General features: G+C 28.8%; 18 protein-coding genes. 5 read left to right on the forward strand and 13 right to left on the reverse strand.

Going from position 1 to position 25,632, the window contains the following annotated elements; translation table 11 throughout:
• Nucleotides 1-165 precede the first annotated feature (165 nt).
• A complete protein-coding gene (locus AXY43_RS12065; RefSeq protein ID WP_023974323.1) occupies nt 166-1,170 on the forward strand; it encodes an NlpC/P60 family protein in 1,005 nt (334 codons plus the stop codon).
• 407 nt (nt 1,171-1,577) lie between these two features.
• Entirely contained in the window at nt 1,578-2,711 is a 1,134-nt protein-coding gene (locus AXY43_RS12070; RefSeq protein ID WP_105411598.1) for a cadherin-like beta sandwich domain-containing protein, read from the forward strand.
• 76 nt (nt 2,712-2,787) lie between these two features.
• On the opposite strand, the gene AXY43_RS12075 is transcribed toward AXY43_RS12070, so the two are convergent.
• From AXY43_RS12075 to rfbA, 12 genes are all read right to left on the reverse strand, one after another.
• Nucleotides 2,788-3,357: a class II D-tagatose-bisphosphate aldolase non-catalytic subunit gene (locus AXY43_RS12075; protein ID WP_105411599.1), complete on the reverse strand. Its 570-nt coding sequence runs from the start codon at nt 3,355-3,357 to the stop codon at nt 2,788-2,790.
• Nucleotides 3,347-7,435, reverse strand: a complete 4,089-nt coding sequence (locus AXY43_RS12080) for a glycosyltransferase (RefSeq protein ID WP_105411600.1) — start codon at nt 7,433-7,435, stop codon at nt 3,347-3,349. The genes AXY43_RS12075 and AXY43_RS12080 overlap by 11 nt, the downstream gene beginning before the upstream one ends.
• Nucleotides 7,436-7,500: 65 nt before the next feature.
• On the reverse strand, nt 7,501-8,217 hold the full coding sequence (locus AXY43_RS12085; RefSeq protein WP_105411601.1) for a hypothetical protein: 717 nt from the start codon (nt 8,215-8,217) through the stop codon (nt 7,501-7,503).
• On the reverse strand, nt 8,214-8,948 hold the full coding sequence (locus AXY43_RS12090; RefSeq protein WP_105411602.1) for a hypothetical protein: 735 nt from the start codon (nt 8,946-8,948) through the stop codon (nt 8,214-8,216). Before AXY43_RS12090 ends, AXY43_RS12085 begins: the two co-directional genes overlap by 4 nt.
• Before the next feature lie 3 nt (nt 8,949-8,951).
• Complete coding sequence (locus tag AXY43_RS12095) at nt 8,952-9,878, reverse strand: class I SAM-dependent methyltransferase (RefSeq protein ID WP_105411603.1); 927 nt, start codon at nt 9,876-9,878, stop codon at nt 8,952-8,954.
• Nucleotides 9,879-9,896: 18 nt separating this feature from the next.
• Nucleotides 9,897-11,159: an ABC transporter ATP-binding protein gene (locus AXY43_RS12100; protein ID WP_012060903.1), complete on the reverse strand. Its 1,263-nt coding sequence runs from the start codon at nt 11,157-11,159 to the stop codon at nt 9,897-9,899.
• A 12-nt stretch (nt 11,160-11,171) separates the two neighbouring features.
• Entirely contained in the window at nt 11,172-12,548 is a 1,377-nt protein-coding gene (locus AXY43_RS12105; RefSeq protein ID WP_103699037.1) for an ABC transporter permease, read from the reverse strand.
• Between the two features lie 15 nt (nt 12,549-12,563).
• Nucleotides 12,564-13,403 (reverse strand): dTDP-4-dehydrorhamnose reductase, encoded by an 840-nt coding sequence (gene rfbD / locus AXY43_RS12110; RefSeq protein WP_103699036.1) that lies wholly within the window; start codon nt 13,401-13,403, stop codon nt 12,564-12,566.
• Nucleotides 13,404-13,417: 14 nt separating this feature from the next.
• Complete coding sequence (locus AXY43_RS12115; protein ID WP_242984875.1) at nt 13,418-14,398, reverse strand: glycosyltransferase family 2 protein; 981 nt, start codon at nt 14,396-14,398, stop codon at nt 13,418-13,420.
• Nucleotides 14,373-15,392: a dTDP-glucose 4,6-dehydratase gene (gene rfbB / locus AXY43_RS12120; protein ID WP_077854961.1), complete on the reverse strand. Its 1,020-nt coding sequence runs from the start codon at nt 15,390-15,392 to the stop codon at nt 14,373-14,375. Before rfbB ends, AXY43_RS12115 begins: the two co-directional genes overlap by 26 nt.
• A 165-nt stretch (nt 15,393-15,557) precedes the next feature.
• A complete protein-coding gene (rfbC, locus tag AXY43_RS12125) occupies nt 15,558-16,109 on the reverse strand; it encodes a dTDP-4-dehydrorhamnose 3,5-epimerase (protein WP_012060908.1) in 552 nt (183 codons plus the stop codon).
• 34 nt (nt 16,110-16,143) lie between these two features.
• On the reverse strand, nt 16,144-17,025 hold the full coding sequence (gene rfbA / locus AXY43_RS12130) for a glucose-1-phosphate thymidylyltransferase RfbA (RefSeq protein WP_105411604.1): 882 nt from the start codon (nt 17,023-17,025) through the stop codon (nt 16,144-16,146).
• A 428-nt stretch (nt 17,026-17,453) separates the two neighbouring features.
• Between rfbA and AXY43_RS12135 the strand changes: the two genes are divergently transcribed.
• From AXY43_RS12135 to AXY43_RS12145, 3 genes are all read left to right on the forward strand, one after another.
• Complete coding sequence (locus tag AXY43_RS12135) at nt 17,454-18,872, forward strand: undecaprenyl-phosphate glucose phosphotransferase (protein ID WP_105411605.1); 1,419 nt, start codon at nt 17,454-17,456, stop codon at nt 18,870-18,872.
• A gap of 74 nt (nt 18,873-18,946) precedes the next feature.
• Nucleotides 18,947-19,816: a glycosyltransferase family 2 protein gene (locus tag AXY43_RS12140; protein WP_105411606.1), complete on the forward strand. Its 870-nt coding sequence runs from the start codon at nt 18,947-18,949 to the stop codon at nt 19,814-19,816.
• Nucleotides 19,817-20,025: 209 nt separating this feature from the next.
• On the forward strand, nt 20,026-21,858 hold the full coding sequence (locus AXY43_RS12145) for an O-antigen ligase family protein (protein WP_105411607.1): 1,833 nt from the start codon (nt 20,026-20,028) through the stop codon (nt 21,856-21,858).
• Nucleotides 21,859-23,118: 1,260 nt separating this feature from the next.
• Here the strand turns inward: AXY43_RS12145 and AXY43_RS12150 are convergent.
• Nucleotides 23,119-24,891, reverse strand: a complete 1,773-nt coding sequence (locus AXY43_RS12150; RefSeq protein WP_105411608.1) for an N-acetylmuramoyl-L-alanine amidase family protein — start codon at nt 24,889-24,891, stop codon at nt 23,119-23,121.
• Nucleotides 24,892-25,632 lie beyond the last annotated feature (741 nt).

Raw genomic sequence — 25,632 nt, forward strand, 5'->3', positions numbered from 1 at the left:
AATTATGCTCTGGAACCATTTACCTTAACATTTTAATAAAATCTTAATAAATTGCAATTATTTTGTAAGTTGTTTGTAGTATAATATAAGTTATCGGATAATATTAAATAATCTATTCTACTTTACAAAAACCATATCTATAGAGTAGGCATAAAGGAGGATACGATGAAAAAAAATAATAGAATTGGGGCAATAGTAGCTTCAGCGCTACTTATTACGTCAATATGCAACTCAGTACCGGCATTGGCGGACCCTAATGATAGTAATCTAACACTTGAACAAGCTATACAAAACATACAGGAATACGATAATGAAATTGAATATAACATGGATAAGTTAAATCAACTAAAAGAGCAAATTCTTGAAAAAGAAAATGATATAAAAGATAACCAAGTTAAGCTTGATTTAACCCAAACACAATTTACTGAAAGAGAAAACCAGTTATCTGAACGATTAAAGGGCATTCAATTCAATGGAGGCTTTGAAGCTACACCATTACAATATTTAGACGCCTTATTTTCTTCAGGTGATATTTTAGATGCATTAAAAAGAGTGTCATTGATTTCTCAAATTTGTACAAGCGATAAGGATTTAATTTTAGAAACAAAAAAATCAGAAGACAATCTTTTAAACATTAAAACCACTATAGAAAAAGAAAATCAAGAATTACAAACTGATAAAGATGATGTTGAAAAACAAATTAAGGACTTGGAAGATAAAAAAGATACTCTCTTAAAATATGTACAAGATAATAACGCACTATTAACTGGAGATATAGGAATCACTATTCCTGTAACATTACCTTCTGATATTACAGATCAGGCTAAAGGAGTTATAGAAGAAGCAGAGAAATATTTGAAAGTTCCATATTTGTGGGGAGGGGAATCTCCTGAAGGGTTTGATTGCTCCGGACTTATGCAGTATGTCTTTAATTCTAAAGGGATCGCTATACCAAGAACATCACAAGAACAGCAAAGTTTTGCCAAGCCTATTAGCATGGCAGAAATTAAACCTGGGGATTTAGTCTTCAATAAAGTTTCAGATTCAACTCATGTAGGTATGTACATAGGATATGATATGTATATTCAGGCTCCTCACACTGGCGATGTCGTTAAAATAAGTAAGTTAAGCACCTCAAATATGAAATATTTTGGTAGAGTTTTAAATTAATATTAACTTAAAACTTTAGTAAGCTAAGTACTAAATTAATACTGAGATGTATAAGATTAATTGCAACATATATCGAAAAATAAAATTATATACTATAAGCAAAGCAGCTAGTTTAATTAAAGAAACTAGCTGCTTTAATTTAGAGACATTCAAAAAATAACAAGTCAATCTGCCAAGCCTATTTTTCATCATACTGCTTCAGCAGATTGTTCTAATAGACCCGCTATGAGATCAATCTGCTTTATTGTCTGATGAAAAATAATCATTGCATTTTTAACTCGTTATTTTCTTTCATGTCCCTTATAAATTTTCATAAGATAATATATTGTAATATTTTAGTATTTATAGAATATATATAAAATGGTATAATTTAATCGAATACATAATTATTGTGGAGGCGATTTATCATGAACAAAAATGTAAAAAAAATTATTATATTTACCGTTATAAGTACAGCTTTTTATACATGGATGCCATCAACTATGAGCATAGGAGAAAAATGCGCTTATGCATACTCTGGAGATGAAATAACATCTTTAGATCTAACATCAGAAAGCTCTATTTTGTCAATATACAATAGTATAACTCGCAAAGGAGATTATAGAGTAAAAAAAGGCGACAAAATTCCAGTAGTTATATATTCAAAAATTCCTTCTAATAAAACTAGCTTTAACTTGAGCACCATTGAAACTAAGGCCGCTGATATAAGAGTCTTTGTTGGAAATGAAAATATAAAGCTAAGTGATATCTATGGTAAAATAAATATCGCGGAAGGTCAAAGCAAGACTATTTATATAAGACTTTATGATTCTAAAAACGCCTCTGATAGCAATTATTCCCTAGAATATGAACTTGTTGTAGAAAGAGAAATGAATGATGAAGATAGTGTTATTGATGGCGATACCGAAGAAACTATAGATGATAATACAATAACTCTAAAAAACTATGATGATATTTACTTAAATCGACTAGTTTTATTTGATCCTAACAGTAATAAAATCGATTTCTCTTTTGATAAGACAGAACCTGTACAAAATATAAATGTTGATGAAAATATATCTTATATTAATGTTAAAGCTGTTCCAGAACAACAAAGCTATAAATTATCAATTAATGACAAAGATCTGGATCCTAGTGATGGTAAAGATACAAGACTCGTATCTTTAGATGAAGGAAAAAATATTATAAAAATTAGAATTATAAATTCTGATCGTAAAACTAGAGAGTACTATTTAGTTGTGACAAGAGGTAACAGTTCGCTAGTATCTTCAAATAATAACACTACTGCAACTAATCAAAACTCTCAAATTGTACAAGCAGAAGCTTGCTGGCAATATAGAAAAGCTGACGGAACTATAGCTGTTGGATGGACATTAATCGAAAATGACTGGTATTACTTTGATGCAAGCGGTGCAATGAAAACGGGTTGGATAAAAGATTCTTCTGGAAAATGGTATTACCTAAGAGAATCAGGAATTATTGCTAAAAATACTACAATTGATGGATATAAACTAGGTTCTGACGGAACCTATACTAAATAATTCCAAATGATCCTTTTAAAATAAAAAACTAGCAGCTAATCTTGTGTACAATACAAGAATTAGCTGCCTTATTTTTTTAAATAACTTGTTTACTTACTTCTGATGGAGTTGATGCATAAATATATTCGTCAATGCAATCAACTACCCAATCTTTAATAAGTTCCTCTGGATCATTCCTTAACAGTCCATTTCTTATCTTATTATATTGAATTGGCATAAATTGATTTATTAAAGTCAATGGTATATCTACGGACTTCATGTTTTTTATTAAAATATTTTGTGCATATATTACTTCTTCTGTTGGAAGATAGTATCTTGATCTATCAGAGTAGCTATATTTTCTAGCATATTTAATTTTACTACCTGATCCATGATAATGTTTCCTCCAATTGCTTGGATTTTTTATCATTGCTTTATCAAGTACTTCAATAAAATTTGAAATTTCTACATCTGCATCATATTTAAATAATTCATTTTCCATATAACTCAAAGCGAAAAGTCCCTCTCTAAGCGCAAATGTTAAAGCCGGTCCAACTTTTAGTATTGCTATCCCGTCTTCAACCATTTTCTTCAAACTATCAGCTGTCTGGTAATCTGTAGAATGGCCTTCAAATACAATATTATTATAAGATGCTTTACTGAAGATTTATTTTTTTATCTGTTATGATAAATTTTTTCTTATGCAACAATTTATTTTCCAAAAGCAATCCCACCTTATACGTATTTTTTGTCAATAATGATGAATCTATTGTACAGGAAAATCCACTTAAATTTAAATTTCCTTGTTTTTTCATAACACTTGTAACATCTTTTCTAATTACAACATCTGTAGAAAATATAATATTATTACTTTCTTCATCAATTAATACAATTTTCTTAGAATTAAGATTGTTAACTCTAATTCCTTCAATAAACGCCCATCCTTCAATTCGTATGTTACTACCTACATTTATTGAATCTATACATGCTTTACAATCATTACTAACCCACTTATTCTTTATTTCTATATTAATCCCCAACATTTTGTTAAACTCAGGTTTGTACTTAATATCATAATCAACTTTACATTCAGTCAAATTTGTATTATAGAACGGGTCCCATCCTTTAAATTGCTTGTGCTTATCGAACAAAATTTTACGTTCTTTCAATAACCTTGTCATTTTTTCTTTATTAATATCATCTATTCCTCTACTTATTGATTCATGATGATATAACGAAACATCATTCCTAACAACATTATAGTATTTATGCTCTACTAATTTAAAACAAAGATCCACATCATTATAAGCCACACTTAAGTTTTCATCAAATCCACTTATTTCTTCAAACTTATGCCTTTCAATCATTAGGCAAGCGCCTGTTACGGCAATAAAATTATACTCCATCCTATTTCTTCCATAATAATAAACTATTCTATCATCAAATCCTATCTGACTATGTGATGGTCCAATTTTCAAATTAGTGATCCCAATATGTTGTATAATATTGCTATTAGGATATAATAACTTTGCACCGACTGCTCCAACATGCTTAAGACTAGCTTGTCCTAACATAATTTCCAACCACTCTTCTTGAAAAATTTCAATATCATCATTTAAAAATAAATAGAATTCCCCTTTTGCTATTCTACTGCCTATATTGCACATCTTTGAAAAATTAAAGTTCATTTCTTCATAATGGTATCTACAATTATATTTCTTACAAATGTCTTCATATTTGTTTTTATTTTCGTTATTACTTCCATTATCAACCACCACAATTTCATAATTGTAGTATGAAGTATATTTCTTAACTGATTCAATACAATTATTCAATATTTTGAAATTATCTTTTGAAGGTATAATTATACTTACAAGTGGTTTCTCATCATTTGTATACTTAACTCTATACTGAAACATATCATTTACATATTCAACAATGCCTTTAAGTCCACGTCTTTCCAGTGCCTCTTCTTTGCATCTTCTAACTGCTTGCAACGCATATGGCTTTGCTTCTGGATTTGATGCAATAGATTCTTCTCTTTCTCTCCAGTGATATAATATTTTATCAATATGTCCGATTTTTTTCGCCTTCTCAGTAAATCTTAGTGTAAAGTCATAATCCTGAGCCCCATTAAACTCTGTACGTAATCCATCTATTTCATCTATGATGCTCTTTCTATAAACAGAAAAATGACATGTATACATTAATGACATAAAAGTATCTGGAGACCAATCTGGCTTAAAGAAAGGAGAATGCCTATGTTTACCATCAGCAGTCAGCTTATCTTCATCACTATAAATAAAATCATACTCAGAATCTTCGTTTAATTTTTTAGCTACTTCGTATAACGCATTAGGAGCTAGTACATCATCACAATCTAAAAATGCAATAAACTCTCCATTAGCAATGCTTATCCCATCATTAGTTGCACGTGAAATATGTCCATTCTCTTTTCTATAAACAATATTAATTTTAGTATTCTTTTCATACTTATTAAGTACCTTTACAACACTATTCCATGTTGATGCATCATCAACTAAACATAATTGCCAATTATCGTATGTTTGATTTATAACAGACTCTATACATTCCACTAGTTGCTCGTCTAAAACATTATATACAGGAACAACTATAGATATCAATGGATTAAAACTTAATTCTCTCTTTTCGAATATATCTGATTCATTATTCTTAATCCATTTATAATATTCATTGTTATCAGTATTCTTTCTGTTTTTCAACTTCCTATATAACTTATAAAGAAAAGTTATTATACCTTCATCTTTCAAAATGCTTAGGCCTTTTTTAATATGTGGCATTTTGTTATATAATCTCATACTCCTAACCTTTCTTTCAGATTTTATTTTCTTTAAGTGGAATTTTTTTTTCACAAAATACTTAACTATAGGGTTAATATCTTTTCTAGCAATAAGTGCTTGAGGCCAATATATCTCCGTTCTAATATTTTTAAATAAAGTACCCAACTTTAATTTCGCTATGTACTTCATTTCATTCTTTTGTGCTACAAAGCCATCCACATTTGGTAGATTTCCAATCTTAACTGCTTCTTCTTCTGTTGGTTCTTCTATTAATTTAAAAATTCCTCTTAATGCATCTTCTGGTTTTATTTCTATATTATATTTTTTAGTAAATCCATAGATTTCTTTTACATACGATAGTATCCCCTCGAATATATCTTGTTTATGATCATGGCTTGGTTCAATTTCTTCTAGTTCAGTACCATTTTCTCCATATCTCCAAACAGAGCTATGTGGTGCGCCAAAGAAAAGCTCTAATAATACAATTGAAGTCACTACTCTCTGTTCTAAATTGTAGTTAAATTCATGACCAAACAAATAACTCTCAAAACTCTTATTTCTCAATTGGCGTTTACTTTTATCATTATTCATTATCCCAGCATAAATAAATTTGTTTTTTTTATGGTACTCACATTTGTCCAAAAGCTTATCTAATAAATATTGAGAACTTCCATTCCATCCACAATCAAATATTACTGAATTACTTGAAAGAAAATTTAAATTTTCAAAATATTTAATTGCATTTTCTCTTTCTTCTTTACAATTTTTCAATATACTTTTCTCATTTAAAGAAAATAACCTCTTCATCTTATCAAAGTCAGCTCTAGTACTTATAATATCATTAACACTATTGAATCCGGCATCTCGTAAAGTATTTTGTTCTATATCTTCTATATTCAAATATTCCAAAATATCCTTAACTTGCTGCCCATAAGTATATGGTGGAAGATTGTTTAGTGATTCCTCATCTAATTTATCAATCCCTGCTAATAATAATGCCCTTCTTGATGCATACATATAGTGAATATTATCGAAATTAAGTTCTTTAAAAATATTATGTAAAATGTAACCATCTCTTGATAAAAAGTATATATTATCATATTCTTCTTTTTCTAAACACTTTTCCATCCAGTTTAATAAGCCAATGTATAAAGGCCCACCAACTCTTGCACCAAGATAATACCAAAAGCTCTTATTATTATTGTTATTTTTAACAACATTAAAAACACCATGATTTATAAGATTAAATAAATTTAGACTATCTGAAGATATTTTAACCTCATCAAATTGATTACACTTGTAGTGTATTGCCTTAATTCCTTTGCTAATGGAATTAGTGAAATCAGAGTTAAAGTTATCACCAATATGCAACATTTGATTTGGCTTAATTTTTTCAATATTCAATATTTCATCAAATATATCTCCAACATACTTAGTTTTCCTTAAATCTGCCGAAACATATATCTCATCAAAGTCATTGAATCCACACTTATCCAAAAAACGCTTAATATCCTTTGATTTTATATACATATCACTTGTAGCAATTACTCTTTTATTAGAATTCTTAGCAAACTTGTAAACCTCAAGTATTTCTTTGTTGCAAACTAGTGAATCTAACTCCATTTCTAGCTCATAATTTTTAACATATTCCCAATCAACCTTCATATCAGATGTCTGCTTAATGTATTCATATATTTCATCTATATCAGCATGCGGAAATCCATATTCTCTTTCAACTTTCATACTCGCCATTTGCTGACCTTTTTGCCGAATTTCTTTAAAATCCTTTATATTTAAAATATAGCCTATTAATGTAAATATATCTTCCGGTTCATTGACTATTCTAAAAATTAATGTATCGAATATATCAAATGATACCACGTCTGCCGCAGCTATACTTTCTTTTATCAGCTCTATATTCATGTTTCTACCCTTCCATTTTCATATAATTACAATTCAAAGATTTTACTTTATACTTATGTAACATTCTATCTACCTAATAACTTTTTGGTCATACACAAAGCTTTCCATCCTTTACTAGCATGAATTTCATTAATATATTGTTCCTTATTTTTTAATTGTTCTTCTTTATTCTTTAGTTGTTCTTCTTTATTCCTTAGTTGTTCTTCTTTATTCCTTAGTTGTTCTTCTTTATTCCTTAGTTGTTCTTCCATAATGCTTATTTGCTCTTTTAATTCATGTATTTCTTCTACTTCTTTTGTTAGCCCTTCAATTTTATAATACTCATGTTTTAATTGATCTTCTTTTTCTTGCAAAAGGCTATATAATCTCACTACAATTTCTTTAGATATCATTTGTACTTCTAGTTGAACCTCTATCCTACTTGTGTTTAATTTTATATCAGATAATACTATCTGCGGGTCATCAGTTGAAAACAATATGAATTTTTCTCTTAAACTTAATCCATTTGTAATTGCATCTAAAGAATAATAATTTTCATTGTACCCTAATATACTATCAATATTTACTATACACACATAATTAGAAGGATCAATTCTAATTTGCTTTGTATTAGATGCTAATGGAATTTCAATTTTCACTTTATTATTAGAATCTATCTCTGGAATAAACTTATATGATTGAGATTCAGTAAATCCATTGCCATAATCATAAAATACTTGCATAGTTTTTTTATAGGAATTTTTTCGCTCTCGTTCAATAACATTTTGAACATTGATATTCATTTCTGCGATTTAGTATATAAATCTCTTGTTGGAATTAAGGTTCCCAAAACGTAAGATTGAAAGTTCCTTTCCATAATGTCATATTGTACTATTTCGTCATCCGTAATCCCCATTAATTTATACAACCCTAGATTTATTACTTCGTGGCGTTTAGCTGAACCGTACATATAGTAATGTAGAGCCCTATAAATAATAAAATTAAAAGGTATAGAAAAATTAAAAGACCACTCATAATCTATAATATTCCACTTTTCCCCTACTATAATATTATTAAAAACTAAATCAATATCATTGATATCACCAGCTCTTAATGATGATGGTAAATTAACATCTCCAAATATCTTTATGAAATCCTTTGTTTTTTTAAATTTTCCTGTTCCAATTCCAGTCTCTATAGTAGATACATATTCCTGTATTTTATTTACTAATTCATTATATCTTTTCTTCTTCAATAGTTCATCTAATTCTTCTTCTAGCGTACTACCCTCTATATATTCAAATTCTACTCCATCATCTATTCTGTGGCACTTATTTATACATATCTTTGATCCTTTATACGCTTCTGATAATAATTTATAATTTTCATAAATATCATTAATATGAGTATTAGCTTCTTGCGTAAGTGCTTTCTTACGAACAAATCTATTTTCTAAGTCCTCTACAATATCAGTTCTAATTTTAAATTTGTCAGCCCTATCATTAGAATACTTAGAGTATATAACATTCTTCACGTATTAATTCCTCCCTTTTTCCAAAACTACTAAGTACGAATTCGAATATATAGGAAATAAATTTTCTTTTATAATCATATCGTACACTCTAGTTTCATCAAATGTAATAATACGTTCTCTATCAAAATTCCTCATGTTATTATTAAGTTCACCTTTTTTAGGCAAATACTTATCTGAGTAGATAGTTGTTGGTAATTTATAATCTGGATATGGATAATAAAACTTATAATTAAAGAATCCACTATTCTTTATAATTTCCTCTAATTCTTTTTTAGAAAATGTTTTTACTCCGTTTGTAATTGGGTAATCTTCTATGCCTTCAAAGTACTTCCCTACATGGTCCTCTTGACAACCAGCCCAATATTTTAGACCTAATTTATTTTCTATAGCAATTATAATTTTTCCGTTTTCATTTAAGTGTTTACCTATTATAGTTAAAAAGTTTTCATAAGGTTTTTCAGTAGAAATATACTTTTCTCCATATTCAAATACACCTATAAGTGTTATATAGTCGTATTTTTCTACAATATCTTTTTCACTCTCCTCAAAATTGCCTAACCAAATTTCTATATTATCTTTTTCCTTATTCCTATAGGCGTTAATAAGGCTTCTTTTTTCAGATAGTTCAATGCATGTAACTTTTTTAGCTTTACTTGCTAAAGTTCCAGTAATCGCTCCACATCCAGAACCTATTTCTAATATAGTATCTTGCTTTGTAATAGGTAACCATTCTACTATATTAGCTCTCAAATGAGATAAATGATACATTATCGCCCACTTATTACTTTGAGCAATTATCTTATTATATTCCTTTTCCTCGTGATTTTTAACAATTCCCAAAAGTTCATCTTCAACTTCACCATCACTGTATAAATCAACACCTGAGTAATGCTTATAATTCAAAGTTAAGTTTCCAATTTTCTCATTCATAGTATGCCTTCCTTAATTCTACTTTATTTTTACTTCTGAATTCATATCATAGTAGCCAATCGAATTTTTATGTGAAACTACAGTGATATTGCATACATCATAAAGTCTATGATATACGGTAAAATCCCCATCTCTATAGCCAGTGCATCCTAAGGATAAAAGATATTGTCCACCCTGTATATTCATATTTTGCGTAAAACTTATCTCTTTTATGTCTCCTTGCTCTATAACTGAAATATCTTCTTTCTCTATCATTGTATTAGTTCCTGTAATTTCTGTACCCTTTAAATCTTTAATCGTGAATGCAAAAATAGGATTTTGAATTTTCTTATTAAATAAGACTTTCATTTTGATCATAAATATAGTTCCTTTGGTTATATTATTTGTTATAATACCTGTATTATCCACGATACCAAAGTCTATTATCTCCGCAAATTTATTCCCATACTCTAGTGTATCGGGATTAACTGTCAATGACCTTTTCCATTGACCTTTTTCGATATATTTATTTTGTGAAATATGATTTATATCATAACTATCATCCTGCTGATTCACCAACACTTTTTTATACATATCAATAGATTCCTTGGGATTTCCTTCACAAATTTTTCTTCCTCTATTTAGCAAAATTACCCTATCACAATACTTACTAATGCTTCCCAAATCATGGCTTACAAATAAAATTGTTTTTCCTTCTGATTTAAATTCCTCAAATTTCCTATAACATTTATTTTGAAAGAAAACATCCCCTACTGAAAGTGCTTCATCAACAATTAAGATCTCAGGCTCAATATTAATAGCTACTGCAAAAGCTAATCTAACAAACATACCACTAGAGTAAGTTTTTACAGGCTGATTAATAAATCCACCTATATCTGCAAATTCAATAATATTATTCACTTTCCTATCGATTTCTTCCTTTGTGAACCCCATCATAGTTCCATTAAGATAAATATTTTGAATTCCAGTATATTCTTGATTAAAACCCGCTCCCAATTCTAGTAAAGCCGATATTCTTCCATTTACTTCAACCCTCCCAAGTGTTGGATTTAATACCCCTGTAATAATTTTTAATATCGTAGACTTTCCTGAGCCATTAGTACCAATAATACCCAGAGTTTCTCCTTTTTTTATTTCGAAATTTATATCATTTAACGCATAATGTTCATGATATAAAACCTTCCTTGTAAAAAAAAGAGACTCTTTTAATCTATCTATTGGCTTATCATACAACTTATATATTTTACTTAAGTGTTCCACGTTTATGGCTATATCATTCATTTAAAATCTCTCCTATAATACATCTGCAAAATGAGGCTTTAATTTTTTAAACACAACTGCTCCAATTGCAAATACTCCTAATGTTACTACCCAAAAATATATTGTTTGAAAATACCTTTCATAAAACCAAACATGATTTATAAATGTATCTCTATATCCTTCAACTATGTAATACATAGGACTTAATTTTAATATCCACTGATATTGTTGAGGTACCATTGTATAACTCCACATTATTGGTGTTAACCACATTCCTACTTGTAAGAATATATTTATTATTTGTCCAAGATCTTTAAAGAATATTACTATTGCTGATGTAGCATATGATATTCCAAGTACAATACAAAATGTACAGAATGAGTAATATATCAATTGCGTTGTATATAGAGATGGATAAAATCTATATATCGCTGCAACAAAAAACAAGAATACTATAAACACTAAATGTACAAATAGTGCTGATAATATTTTTACTATTGGCAGTATACTAATCTTAAAAACAACCTTCTTAACCAAATAAGTATACTCTAACATACAATTTGTAGCATTTAAAAGCGCTTCCTGAAAGAAGAACCATGGTACGAGACCTGACATAAACCATACTATAAATGGTACTCCTTTAATAGGAGAACCTGATTTCAATCCATATTCGAAAACGAACCAATAAACCAATATAGTTACTATTGGCTGAATAAATGCCCAAATTATTCCTAAGTATGATCCCGCATACTTAGTTTTAAAATCATTTTTTGATAAACTCCATATTAATGTCTTGTTATTTTTTAATTCTTGGATTAATATCAAAACACTTCTTGATTTTCTTAAGACAATTGCTGCTAATATATCTATTAAAATACAACTTCCTAATTTAATTGCATTATTTATAGAATCCTCATATTCAATAAGACCAGATATTAAAGTTGAATCCATTTTATATACTACATATGGATCATTACCTATAGTCTCTATATTTAAAGAATTGTTTATTTCTTGCACTTCTCCAATTTGATTTTCGTTATTCTCATTTAATATTTCATTCAAATCTATATTTATACTTTTTCCCCAGCATGACAACTTAATCTCTGATACATTTATATTTGCTGGGTGTTCACCAAAATCAAATCTTAAATTTGTTATATCTTTTGGAATTGAAAATTTGAGTGTTTCTTGTCTATTTATATTTGTATAACTATTTCTTTGCGACTGTTCTTCACTCCATAGCATGTCAGTTCCATAAAATACTTGATAGCTATCTTGTTCATTCGATACTATTTTATAACTTAATGTTATATTTTTATCATCTATGTTACAAAATTTAAATATTAATATATTTGTTATAAAAATTAATGATACTAATATTGTTAATTTAATAAACTTTCTCTTATTCATATTATATATTTCCTCTTATTTCAATTCTATTAAGTATCTATCCAATGCGTTTTCCCAATTAGGTAATAACCCAAAACCATTATCCACAAGACTTTTCTTTGAAAGCCTTGAATTAAAAGGTCTTTGTGCTTTTGCTGGATATTCACTTGTAGGAATAGGATTTACTTTACAACTTAGTCCAGCTTCTTTCATAATTTCCCCAGCAAATTCAGCCCAAGAGCAAAATCCTTCATTAGTAGCATGGTACACGCCATACTTCTCTGAAACTGCCATATCACATAAAAGTGGTGCTAAATCTGCTGTATATGTTGGGCTTCCTATTTGATCACAAACAACATTTAAACTTTCTTTTTCACTTCCTAATCTAAGCATTGTTTTAATGAAGTTATTTCCATTAACTCCAAACACCCACGAAATTCTAACAATAAAGTACTTGTCTAAAACTTCCTTAACCTTTAATTCACCTTCATATTTAGTCTTTCCGTAAACTGAATGCGGTTCAATTTTATCCTCAACTTCAAACGGAGTATTTCCTTTCCCATCAAATACATAATCAGTAGATATGTAAATCATCTTAGCGCCTATTTCCTTACAAGCCTTTGCTATATTCTCTGTACCATATACATTTACTTTAGCGCAGACTTCTTCCTCATCCTCCGCTCTATCAACAGCTGTATAAGCTGCGCAATGTATAACACAATCAGGTTTTAATTTTCCAATGCAATCCTTAACTGCATTTTTATCTGTAATATCTAATTCTGCTCTATCAATTCCTAGGCATTCAATATTTCTTCTATTTAATTCTTTAACTACATCATAACCTAATTGACCATTTACTCCTGTAACTAAAATCATATATATACGCTCCTTTATAATATCCCCTTTTTAGTTAGTCTAATTATATACTTAAAAACAAATTCAGGCATAATAGGTAGAAATATTTCTAACACAATTGATGCTTTGTAATATTTACTATATTTTATAATAATCTTCAATTCTTTTAATGAAGGCTTCAAGAAATAGCTTCTTCTAGCCCTGAGAGATGTTATGCAATAATTTAGATGCCCTTGCAACTCTCCAATATATCCCAATCTGTTTTTTAATGAAATATACCTTTCCAAAACATCTTCGATTTTAAATTTACAGTAAGTATTTTTATCGTATATTCCTTTTAAAATACCAGTTTGATTTGAATTATGTTGTCTATATCTAACTAATGGTTTATTAACAAACTCTATTTTTCCATTTATTGATGCTATAATTGCAATCCAATTATCATGGACCAATGAATCAACAAATGGTATTGCTTTCTTAGCAATATTGCTTCTTACAATCATTGCACAACCTGTAACAAAATTTCTTTCTAACAAACCCTCGGTTAAATCATATCCTGATTTATATATTATTCTTTTTCTAATTTCAGTTATACTATTTGCTGTTTTCGTTCCATTTTCATCAATTATCGAAAGATCGCTGCATACTAAAGTTACATCATCTTCCTTAAATTCATCCATAATTATAGATATCTTATCTTTTTCCCAAATATCATCTTGGTCACAATATGCAAAAAACTCTCCATTCCCAATTTTCGTAAGTTCCTCAAAAGCTTTATTAGAGCCTTCATTTGTCTTTCCTCTTATAACTGTGTAATTAAAATTTGTTATGCACTTCTTTAAAAAATCTTCACTTGTTGGAAAATCAGGACAATCATCATAAACAAATAGCTCTAGATTATTATAAGTTTGCTCGTTTAATGAAATCAACTGTTCTATAAACCAGTTTTCATTTGGTTTATAGACAGCTAGTAATATAGATACTAATGGCTTATCTACTTCCATACATCTTGTCATAGTAATTCTGATATTCTCCACTAATAATATTTTCCCACCAAGCTTTATTATCTAAATACCATTCGATAGTCTTTTTGATGCCTTCATCAAAAGTTGTTGTTGGAAGCCATCCAAGTTCATTATGAATCTTTGCAGGATCTATTGCATAACGCATATCATGCCCTTTACGATCTGTTACATATTTTATTAATGTTTCTGGTTTTCCAAGTTCATGAAGTACAGTTTTTACTACTTGTAAATTTGTACGTTCATTATGTCCACCAATATTATATACTTCTCCAACTTTTCCTTCATGAATAATTAGATCAATTGCTCTGCAATGATCTTCAACATAGAGCCAATCACGTACATTTTCTCCAGTTCCATATACAGGCAATTCCTTATCATTTAACGCATTTGCTATCATAAGCGGAATTAACTTTTCTGGAAAATGATATGGCCCATAGTTATTTGAGCATCTTGAAATTGTAACTGGTAGTTCATAAGTTCTATGATATGCACCCACTAAAAGATCCGCAGACGCTTTACTTGATGAATACGGACTTGAAGTGTGTATCGGAGTTTCCTCTGTAAAGAAAAGATCTGGTCTATCAATAGGTAAATCTCCATAAACTTCATCTGTTGATACTTGATGGTATCTCTTTATTCCATATTTTCTACAAGCATCCATAAGAACAGCCGTACCAATAATATTTGTTTTTAAAAATATTTCTGGATTTTCAATTGAACGATCCACGTGACTTTCAGCTGCAAAATTAACTACCATGTCAGGATGTTCTTTTTCAAACATGTCATATACTGCATCTCTATCAGCTATATCTATTTTATAAAAGCTAAAATTAGAATTATCCTTAACTGATACGAGTGTTTCCATATTTCCAGCATAAGTTAACGCATCTACGCAGATAATTTTATAATCTTTATATTTATTAAGCATATAGTGAACAAAGTTACCACCTATAAACCCTGCTCCACCTGTTACAACTATTTTCATTTTTCACACTCCGTTTTCAATGTACAATTGAAAATTGACAATCGACAATTTAGGATTAAATCCCATTGAACTTCTTAAATTTAATTCTTTAGAAAGACTACAAACTTTTCATCCTTCATTGCCAATTGTACATTGTCAACTGTCAATTCTTTAAGTCCATTATTATTATTTATTATATATAAATGTACAATCGCTATCTTTAAGTAATGGTGCTTTTTTATCTTTTTCAGAAAGGATAGGATTTTCTATTCCCCATTCAACACCAATTTCAGGATCATCAAATTTTATACTTCTATCACTTTCGTAATTATAATAATTATCAGTTTTATAAACAAACTCAACATCATCAGTTAATGTTAAAAATCCATGCCCAAAGCCTCTAGGTATAAATAATTGTTTTTTATTTTCTGCTGAAAGTTCCACAGCTACCCATTCCTTATATGTAGGTGATCCTTTTCTTAAATCTACAGCTACATCTAAGACAGCGCCTTTTACACATCTCACTAACTTAGCTTGAGCATTTTCACCATTTTGAAAATGAATTCCTCTAAGTATTCCTTTTCCCTTAGAATATGATTGATTATCTTGGCAAAAGTCACAAGCAATTTCTGGTGTTTTTATTCTAGAGTAAGTTTCCATAAACCATCCTCTTTCATCTCCAAAAACTTGTGGTTCTACTATGTAAACACCTTCTAATTTAGTTTTTATCAAATTCATTATAGATACCTCTCTTTGATTCATTATTTAGAAATTAATAAATAACTTTCCCTTCAGCAACATTTTTTAAATGTTGTCCATAAGGACTCTTTCCATATTGCTCTGCGCTTTCAAGTAATGTTTTCTTATCTATCCAGCCATTCTTATAAGAAATCTCTTCCAAACAAGCTATCTTAAGTCCCTGCCTAGTTTCAATTACTTTTACATATTCTGAAGCTTCTGTTAAACTATCTACTGTTCCAGTGTCAAGCCATCCATATCCTCTTCCAAGTGTTATTACATCTAAGTTTCCTTGTTCAAGGTAAATTTTATTTAAATCTGTAATCTCTAATTCTCCTCTTTGGGATGGCTTTAGCCTCTTAGCGTATTCACATACTTTATTATCATAAAAATAAAGCCCTGTTACAGCATAATTAGATTTTGGATTCTCTGGTTTCTCTTCCAACGATACAGCTTTTCCATTAACATCAAATTCTACTACTCCAAAACGTTCTGGATCATCTACATAGTATCCAAAAACTGTTGCACGGCCTTTATTTTCTACTGCTTTTTTCAAATGATTTTTAAGTCCATTTCCGTGAAATATATTATCTCCAAGAATCATTGCACAATTATCATTTCCTATAAATTCTTCTCCCAAAATAAATGCTTGAGCTAGTCCATCTGGAGAGGGCTGCACTTTATAAGATAAATTTATTCCATATCTAGATCCATCACCTAGTAACTTTTCAAAATTAGGTAGATCATTAGGTGTTGAAATTATTAATATATCCTTGATTCCTGCTAACATTAAGGTTGATAATGGATAATAAATCATAGGCTTATCATATACTGGCAATAGTTGTTTTGAAGTTACCATAGTCAGTGGATAAAGCCTTGTCCCGCTTCCACCCGCAAGTATTATACCTTTTGTCAAAATAATCACTTCTTCCTATATACTTTTACTTACTAAAATTTCAATATATCGCAATTCTATAGAATTTTGATTATCTAAAATATTGTTCAATCATTCTAGATAAATGTGCTTAACTAAACACTTAAAAATTTTCAAGCCTCTTATTAATAGAAAAGACTTTAAATTTGAAATATATGCACTTTATTCAACTTCTATACTAAATTTTATCATATTATAAAGAATAAATAAATGACTACTCCTATAATTATACATTGGTAGTTAGTCCAATTTATTGAAACCCTTTATTTATTGCAAACTTTTATGTAAAATGATATTATACACCTAAAATATGTATATGTTTTTTTGTTATTTAGTAAATATTTAGACATTTAAAACACAATGACACGATAATGAAGCAGTTTAAATTTGAACTATAAAGGATGATATAGATGATAAAGGAAAATCAAAACCTATTGAATAAATTTAATGCTATTTCAGATATTATAATTTTATTTATTTCAATTACACTAGCATACTTAATTCGTTTTTATATTTTTTCACCTGACACTTATTACATAACTTTAACTACATACATTGAATTTTCTGTTATAATAATTCCAATAAATCTAATTTTGTTTAATTTTTTTAACCTCTATCACTCTTTTAGAACAAGATCGTTTGTAAAAGAATGTAGCGCAATAATTAAGTCCAACACAATTCTTACTGCTGTTCTTCTATCATTGTTATTTGTTCTAAAATTGGTACACATTTCAAGGTTAGTTATTATCATTTTTTACTTTGTGAATATTATGTTAATAATGGCCAAAAGACTGATTTTAAGAAAAATATTATCAAGAATGAGAACTAAAGGGTTAAATTTAAAACATGTAGTAATTGTTGGTGCCGGAGAGGTTGCAAATGAATACTTAGACGTTCTTAAAAATAATAAAAGCTTTGGATATAATTATTCTGGATATGTATCAGATGCATCTAATTTCCAGGGCAGAAAGCTTGGAAACTATTCTGATTTATATAATGTTTTAAATGAATATAAACCTGATGAAGTTGTTTGTGCTCTTGATCTATCAGATGCAAAATATTTAGAAAATATAGTTTCAGATTGCGAAAAAAGTGGTACAAAAATTTCCATAATACCATTTTGCTATAAATATATTCCAAGCCAACCATATATTGACCAACTCGGAAGCATTCCTCTAATTAATATAAGAAGAATTCCATTAGATAACTTAGGAAATGCCTTTATAAAAAGATCCTTAGACATACTAGGTTCACTTTTTTTAATATTATGTACAAGTCCTATAATGATTATCACTGCTGTGATTATTAAATTCACTTCAAATGGTCCTATAATATTTAAGCAAAAACGTGTTGGATTAAACAAAAATTTATTTGTTATGTATAAATTTAGGTCCATGAAAATTAATTCACAAGAGGAAACAGGCTGGAGTACCGATAATGATCCTAGAAAAACTAAATTTGGTTCCTTTATTCGTAAATTTTCCATAGATGAATTACCTCAATTCTTTAATGTATTAAAAGGTGATATGAGCTTAGTAGGTCCTAGACCTGAGCTCCCACATTTTGTTGAAAACTTTAAAAATGAAATTCCTCTTTACATGGTAAAACATCAAGTAAAACCTGGAATAACTGGACTAGCTCAAGTAAATGGCTATAGAGGTGATACTTCTATAAAAAAAAGAATTGAATTTGATATTCACTATATAGAAAACTGGAATATCTTAATGGATATCAGTATATTGTTTAAAACTGCCTTCAAAGGGTTTAAAAATAATGAAAAAATCAGGATAAATAGCACTAAGTCGACAAATAATGAAATTAATTTATAACGAAACTTCAATTTCTATTTATTCTTATCAGGAATTTTTATGTACTTAACAAAAACTATCAAGGGAGAAAAAACGTGAAATTATCTATTATCATTGTAAACTACAATACCTATGATCTCACTAAACAAACAATAGAGTCTGTAATTAAAGAACATCATAACTTTAATTATGAAGTCATACTTGTAGATAATGCATCTAGCGATGGTAGCATCAATAAATTGCAAGATAAATTCAGAAATATTGTAACAACAAAAAAACTCCATATAATCATAAATAAAGATAATTTAGGCTTTGCAAAAGCAAATAATATCGGAATTAAATTTGCTAGAGGAAAATATATACTATTATTAAATTCTGACACTGTGCTTAAAGAAAATTGTTTAGAAAAATGTATAGCAAAAATGGAAAAAGATAAAAACATTGGTGCATTAGGTTGTAAAGTAGTTTTAGCCAATGGTGAGCTAGATCATGCTTGCAAACGTGGTTTTCCCACTCCTAAAGCCTCTTTATATTATTTTTTGAAATTACACGAAAAAAATCCATCAAAGTATGGACAATATAATGCACTTCATCTAAGGGAAGATGATATTGGAGAAGTTGATTGCCTTACTGGAGCATTTATGCTTATGCCAAAACTTATTTTTGACAAAGTAGGTGGCCTTGATGAAGATTTTTTTATGTATGGTGAAGATATAGATTTATGCTATAAAATTAAAGAATTGGGATATAAGATACTCTACTACCCTGAAGCACAAATCATACATTATAAAGGTGGCAGTTCTAAAAAGAAAAGATTTAAAGTCATATATGACTTTCATCAGGCAATGTGGATTTTTTATAAAAAACATTATTATGAAAAGTACAATTTTGCTGTGACATTTCTTGTATTTATAGGAATTGGGTTAAAATACTTAGTTCAAATCATAAAGAATGCTTTTAAATAAAATCAGCATTATTATAATTTCTAAGAAATAAAGTACTTTAGATATAGTACTTTATTTCTTAGAACAAAATCATTTCACTCTATCGTTCTTCAATTTTTATATAAATTTATAGGTGCTCGCGTACATTGCAATAGCTTCTTCTCAATGCTATAATATTACATATTAACATTTGTAAATTACAAAAATAAAAATATTAGGATGTGTAGAAAATGACAAATTCCAGAAACAATTCTAATGAAAAGTCTTTTAACTTTTTTTTACCTATTGCATTTATATTAAGTATTGTACCTATAATAGTTCGAGTGGCAGCTGTTAAACTTGATGAAAATGCAATTAAGATATGGGGTACTACAGTTAAAGCGGATTTGTTTTCACAAAGAAAAGCTCTTCTTTTAATAATATTTTCCGTTATATTAATTATCACTTGTGTTATTTTCTTCAAGAAAATATTTAGTAGAAAAGATAAGTTGGTTAATTATATTTTAATCGCATGTGGTTTATTTACACTTTTCACGTTTTTATCTGCAATATTTTCAAAATATAAACAAGTATCCTTTTGGGGAATGTTTGATAGAGCTGAAGGATTTATAACTATTGCGTGTTACATAGTACTTTTTTTATACTCACTTTATACTTTTAAAACTACTAATAATTATAAGTATATTATTACTCCGCTTTTAATTTTAGTATTTATTAATGCCTTTTTAGGACTTTTCCAATATATAGGACAAGATCTGATTAAAACTTCATTAGGTGCTTCTATCGCGGGTGCTAGTTCAAATTCAGGCATAGATTTACTTAACGAAAAAGGAACTATTTATGGCACTTTGGCTAGTTATAATTACATGGGAAGTTTCGTAGCAATTACTTTGCCTATTTTGTTTTGTTACACAATTTTCGAAGATGAAGTTATGTACAAAATTCTATCATTTATTGGTACTCTTCTTTCATTTTGGCTCTTATTTGGAAGTACTGCACGTTCAGGGATTATTGGTGTATTAGGTGCTTTAATATTTGGTATTATAATATTCTTTAAACCTCTTATTAAACGTTGGAAGGGAATCTTGATTGGTATTATTACCTTAATTATATTGCTTGTTGGCGCAAACTTCGCATCTAAAGGAAGTCTTTTCAAAAGAATTCCTAGCTTAGCATCGGATGCTTTCAGCATTTTTAAAGATACTAGTGATTTTGATTATACAAATTATACTCCTGTAAAAGACATTAAGTATATTGACTCAACTACAGAAGTTGTATTACCTAATGATACTTTAAAAATAACTTATGAAAGTGGTAATCCTGTATTTAAAAATTCAAATGGTGAAGTTGTTCCATATTCCTTAAATGGTAAAGTACTATCAACAAATATTGATGCTTTTAAAAATATCACATTTGCTTTTGGAAAGCTTGATAAGAAGTCAGTTATCAGTGACTCACTTCTTTTAAATATAAACAATCAACCAACTTTCCTATTCAAGTTAAATGACAACAAAGTATTTCACTTAATAGATATGAGCACAAAGAATTATATTGATTTACAAGCTCCTGAAACCTTTGGATTTAAAGGTAAAGAAAAGTTAGGATCTTCTAGAGGTTACATTTGGTCTAGATCTCTTCCTCTCATAAAAAATACTATGATACTTGGAACTGGTCCTGACACTTTTGTGTTTGACTTTCCACAAGGTGATTTAATAGGAAAATATTATGCTTATGATACTCCAAATATAGTTGTAGACAAAGCTCATAATCTTTATTTACAAATAGCAATAAATTATGGTGTAATTGCCTTAGTTGGATTTATAGCAATGCTGCTTATTTACATTATTGATAGTATAAAGCTTTATGCTCTAAAAAACAACTTTGAAGATAGAAATCAAGCTTTAGGTGCTATTACATGTCTAGGTATTATTGGATACTTATTTGCTGGGATATTTAACGATTCAGTTGTAGGTGTAGCTCCAATATTTTGGATAATTTTCGGGGTTGGTATTGCAATTAACTTTATGAATAGGGAAAATCTTCGTAAGAAAAGTAATAAATAATAATTGTATCTTAATAGATTAGTATTAAATAACCAAGAGGGAATACAGATTACTTCTTGGTTATTTTTTTATTGTATTTAATTCTTCTACCATTTAAATACAATAAGTTTTGGAATGTTTATATTTTTTAATATTCCATACTCTCTAATGTAATGAATTCTCTAAAAGAACTTTATTTAAAATTAAACTCAAGTAATAAAATTCTTCTGCAATATATTCCATCCAAAACTAAAGTATATAACTAATAAATATTCAAATGTCAAATAAATTTTATTTGAGAATAGTACTTAAATCAAAGAAACATATGTCTATCCTTATTCCCTTTAAGATAAATTATTAGATACAAATTACAAAAGTATCTGTAATCCCCTCACAAATAATACTTTAAAGAGAATACATTAAAATATATTTTAACAATAGTAAACAACTATTTATAAAAAGCATTAATACAGATTTTTCTCATAAATTAGACGCCCTAACTCCTAAGGCATATTTAATGAAAATAACATGCAAATTCGTCGTTCCTCTGATTTATAACGCTATCTATCTACCTAAAGATGGTAATTTTTAACTCATTACAATAGTTTCTATTATAATCTTATGCGACTATATTGACCGTAGCTTATTCGGTATTAAAAATACTTGTTTATCAATATAGCATCACATGAAAATACACAGATATTAGCAACAAAGAAGCATAAAAAAATCTAATAAAAGCATTTATAGAAAATAGATTAACATAAATAATTGCAGTTAAACTTTATAATTAGAAAATAAGTACTATTATTGATAATAAATCTAAGAATGAGTTGTATGACCTGAAAGCAAGGTTGGAAATAGCCATTGTAGTATTTATTGATAAGACCGCTAGCTTTGTTGCTGCATATATGAATTTCTTAAGAAAATAGTCAGTAGTAGTAGCTCTTGATTTAAAACCTTATAGACAAATTAATAACATTACCCCAAAACTATTTTAAACTCATATAGACTATTATATACTAAATATAAGTAAATTAAATAATCAAACCTCTACATAGGAGGATCAACTCTATTTTTTCTTATATTCTTCAAAGCATTCATATACATAAAATCTTTTCCTATCTAATATATAACAATTGATTTTCTACTTTCTAATCTTAATTGAGCACTTAGCCCATTAGAGTTTCAAATGTAAATTCATTATATAATAATATTATTGATAAAAAAAGAACAAGGCTAAGCCTTGTCCTTTTTTATTTATCTAATAAGTTCAGATTAAAACTATTTAACCCAAGCTCCATTAGCTCCTACATAGTATCCATCAGGAGTTGTTGTGTTAGATAACATAGCACCTGATCCATTTAAGTAGTAGAAAGTTCCGTTATCATTTAACCAACCAGTTTGCATAGCACCTGATCCGTTTAAGTAGTACCAAGTTGCTCCATCTTGAATCCAACCTGTAGCCATTGTACCATCAGCTTTTAAGTAGTACCAAGCACCACCGTCTTGTAACCATCCAGTAGCTTTAGTTCCATCAGCTTTAACATAAGTCCATCCTGCTGAAGTTTGAGCCCAACCAGCTTTAACTACAGGAGTTGTTCCTTGGTCATCACCCTTATTATCATCGCTCTTTCCTCCGATTAATGAATATACATCATCATCTTCGCTCCAAGCAACCATGTTGTCTTTATCGTAAACTGATAATTCATCGAAAGATCCGTCTACTTTGTAAACTTTATCCCAATCATCAGTGTTATCGAATTTGTAGATATATCCACCATCTAATCTCCAAAGATTTCCATCAACGTCTGTTTGAACAGCTGCTGTTGTTTTATCTTGAGCACTTACTTCGCAATCTTCTTCGCTCTTATCTTCTTCATCAGCGTAGTAGTATCCACCTTTTGTCTTTAATGTATATGCATCAACAGTTACTTTTTTATTGTCATTAATATCAGTATTGTAAGCTATAAGCTTTCCATTAGCTACAGTATACTTAGTTGTAGTAACAGCAGTACCATCAGTTTTTACAAATAAACTTTGTTCATCTAATTTATTTCCTGAATCATCAGATAAAGCATAAGTAGTTACTGTTTTAGCATATTTAGCTCCATCAACATCATCAGAAGCTTGTGCTTTTGATATCTTTTGGATAGCTGGGAATGTTACTTCAGTGTTTGTACCACCAAATACTGTATTAGCACCAATGTCAGCTATTTTTACGCCATTAATTTCTGTTATAACACCATGACCTGTTTTAACAGTTACTTCTACAAGTCTGTAGATATTATCCTTATCTTGTGTTAAAACTGCAGTTTGTTTAACACTTGCACTTACTTTATCTTTTCCTGAATCGCTAGAACCAGCTGCATCATAAGTATCGTTTGTGTTTTCTACAGTAACTTCTTTTGTAGCACCGTCAGCAGTTGTTGTAACTTTTACTTTTCCTAAGTTATAATCTGCATCAATGTAAGCACCATTTGTATCAGTATAAACATTGAACTTATTATTTGTTGCTGTTAATCCATTAACATCACCTATAGCTTTTGCAGAAGCAGTATATGTTGTAGCATACCAAGGCTTGTCATACTTTGCTCCTCCAATTATAGCAAGATCATCTTCATTTTTAACGCCTTCTGCTTCACTTTCTAAATATCTATCATCTGTATCATCTTTAATTTTCTTTCTTAAAGCTGCTGCAGCATCGTCTGCTGTATCACCTTTAACGTCATCATCAGTTACACTACCTTTATCTAAATCAACAGTGTAGTCTCCGTCTGATACATCTAAGTATTTTTCTCCAAATAGAACTGCTTCATCTCCTGAATCAACATCATCTAATTTGTTGAATTTTCCGTCAGCTACATAGTAAGCTTCTTCATCATCGTTGATTTCTCCATCAACAAAGAATTTACCATCTTTGTATGCTACTGCATTGTATACAGTCCCGTCTTCTGAATCAACTTTTTTTACGTCTGCAGCATAAGCAGGCACTAAAGCCATAACTGAAGCAGCAGCTACTAATAAAGATGTAATTTTGTTTGCTCTTTTAAACATAATTTCTTTTCCTCCTAAATTTTAAAATTCAGATAAATTATAGCATTATTGTACAACTATGTAAAGTTATATAATAACTACTAATGTATATTCCTGTATAAATTACATGTAATTTATTACATATTTACATTAACTATAACATGATACCACATTACATAATGCTTGTACATAAAATGCTATTAACTTTCATAATTTACTGTTCTTCCTAGTATTTACTGTAATATCACTAAATAATACAATGCCAAAATTCACTTTGGGTACTTTTTTTAAAAAATATATAAATATATTTTTTTAGTCAATATTAGAAAATAAATTCATTAAATTCTAAGTTAACTAATATATTCAACTAAAATTGTATTATTAAGTTTTTTATAGTTCTATTTTTATAATTTTGATCTACTTGGGTATAATTCATTTTAAATGAATACCTTCTATAACTACCCAAATAAACTTTCATTATACAATACAACTACTTAAATTCATTTTGGTACCTTTTTTCTTATAAATTTAATTTTTTCATTATTAATTACATACCGTTTATCCATATAATGTTCAATATTGAGAATTTGAAATATCACAACAGAGAAATTGGATACATATTTGTAAAATAGGCATTTGAAAATAAGCTGCTTAGGTTCTTAATGGGAGGTTGTTCCATTCAATGCTTGTCACACTGAAAGTGGGAACATGCAGTAATGGGCACAACCTGCCATTTAGAACCTTTCAGCGAAATTTTCATAG

It is taken from the genome of Clostridium sp. MF28 (assembly GCF_002969175.1).
Lineage (GTDB): Bacteria > Bacillota > Clostridia > Clostridiales > Clostridiaceae > Clostridium > Clostridium beijerinckii.

What these genes read in the sequence shown, in the direction of transcription:
- AXY43_RS12065 (WP_023974323.1), top strand. Translation starts at nt 166, where the DNA reads ATGAAAAAAAATAATAGAATTGGGGCAATAGTAGCTTCAGCGCTACTT.
- AXY43_RS12070 (WP_105411598.1), top strand. Translation starts at nt 1,578, where the DNA reads ATGAACAAAAATGTAAAAAAAATTATTATATTTACCGTTATAAGTACA.
- AXY43_RS12080 (WP_105411600.1), bottom strand. Translation starts at nt 7,435, where the DNA reads ATGAATATAGAGCTGATAAAAGAAAGTATAGCTGCGGCAGACGTGGTA.
- AXY43_RS12085 (WP_105411601.1), bottom strand. Translation starts at nt 8,217, where the DNA reads ATGAATATCAATGTTCAAAATGTTATTGAACGAGAGCGAAAAAATTCC.
- AXY43_RS12095 (WP_105411603.1), bottom strand. Translation starts at nt 9,878, where the DNA reads ATGAATGAGAAAATTGGAAACTTAACTTTGAATTATAAGCATTACTCA.
- AXY43_RS12100 (WP_012060903.1), bottom strand. Translation starts at nt 11,159, where the DNA reads ATGAATGATATAGCCATAAACGTGGAACACTTAAGTAAAATATATAAG.
- AXY43_RS12105 (WP_103699037.1), bottom strand. Translation starts at nt 12,548, where the DNA reads ATGAATAAGAGAAAGTTTATTAAATTAACAATATTAGTATCATTAATT.
- rfbD (WP_103699036.1), bottom strand. Translation starts at nt 13,403, where the DNA reads ATGATTTTAGTTACAGGAGTAAATGGTCAATTAGGTTATGATGTAGTT.
- AXY43_RS12115 (WP_242984875.1), bottom strand. Translation starts at nt 14,398, where the DNA reads ATGACAAGATGTATGGAAGTAGATAAGCCATTAGTATCTATATTACTA.
- rfbB (WP_077854961.1), bottom strand. Translation starts at nt 15,392, where the DNA reads ATGAAAATAGTTGTAACAGGTGGAGCAGGGTTTATAGGTGGTAACTTT.
- rfbC (WP_012060908.1), bottom strand. Translation starts at nt 16,109, where the DNA reads ATGAATTTGATAAAAACTAAATTAGAAGGTGTTTACATAGTAGAACCA.
- AXY43_RS12135 (WP_105411605.1), top strand. Translation starts at nt 17,454, where the DNA reads ATGATAAAGGAAAATCAAAACCTATTGAATAAATTTAATGCTATTTCA.
- AXY43_RS12145 (WP_105411607.1), top strand. Translation starts at nt 20,026, where the DNA reads ATGACAAATTCCAGAAACAATTCTAATGAAAAGTCTTTTAACTTTTTT.
- AXY43_RS12150 (WP_105411608.1), bottom strand. Translation starts at nt 24,891, where the DNA reads ATGTTTAAAAGAGCAAACAAAATTACATCTTTATTAGTAGCTGCTGCT.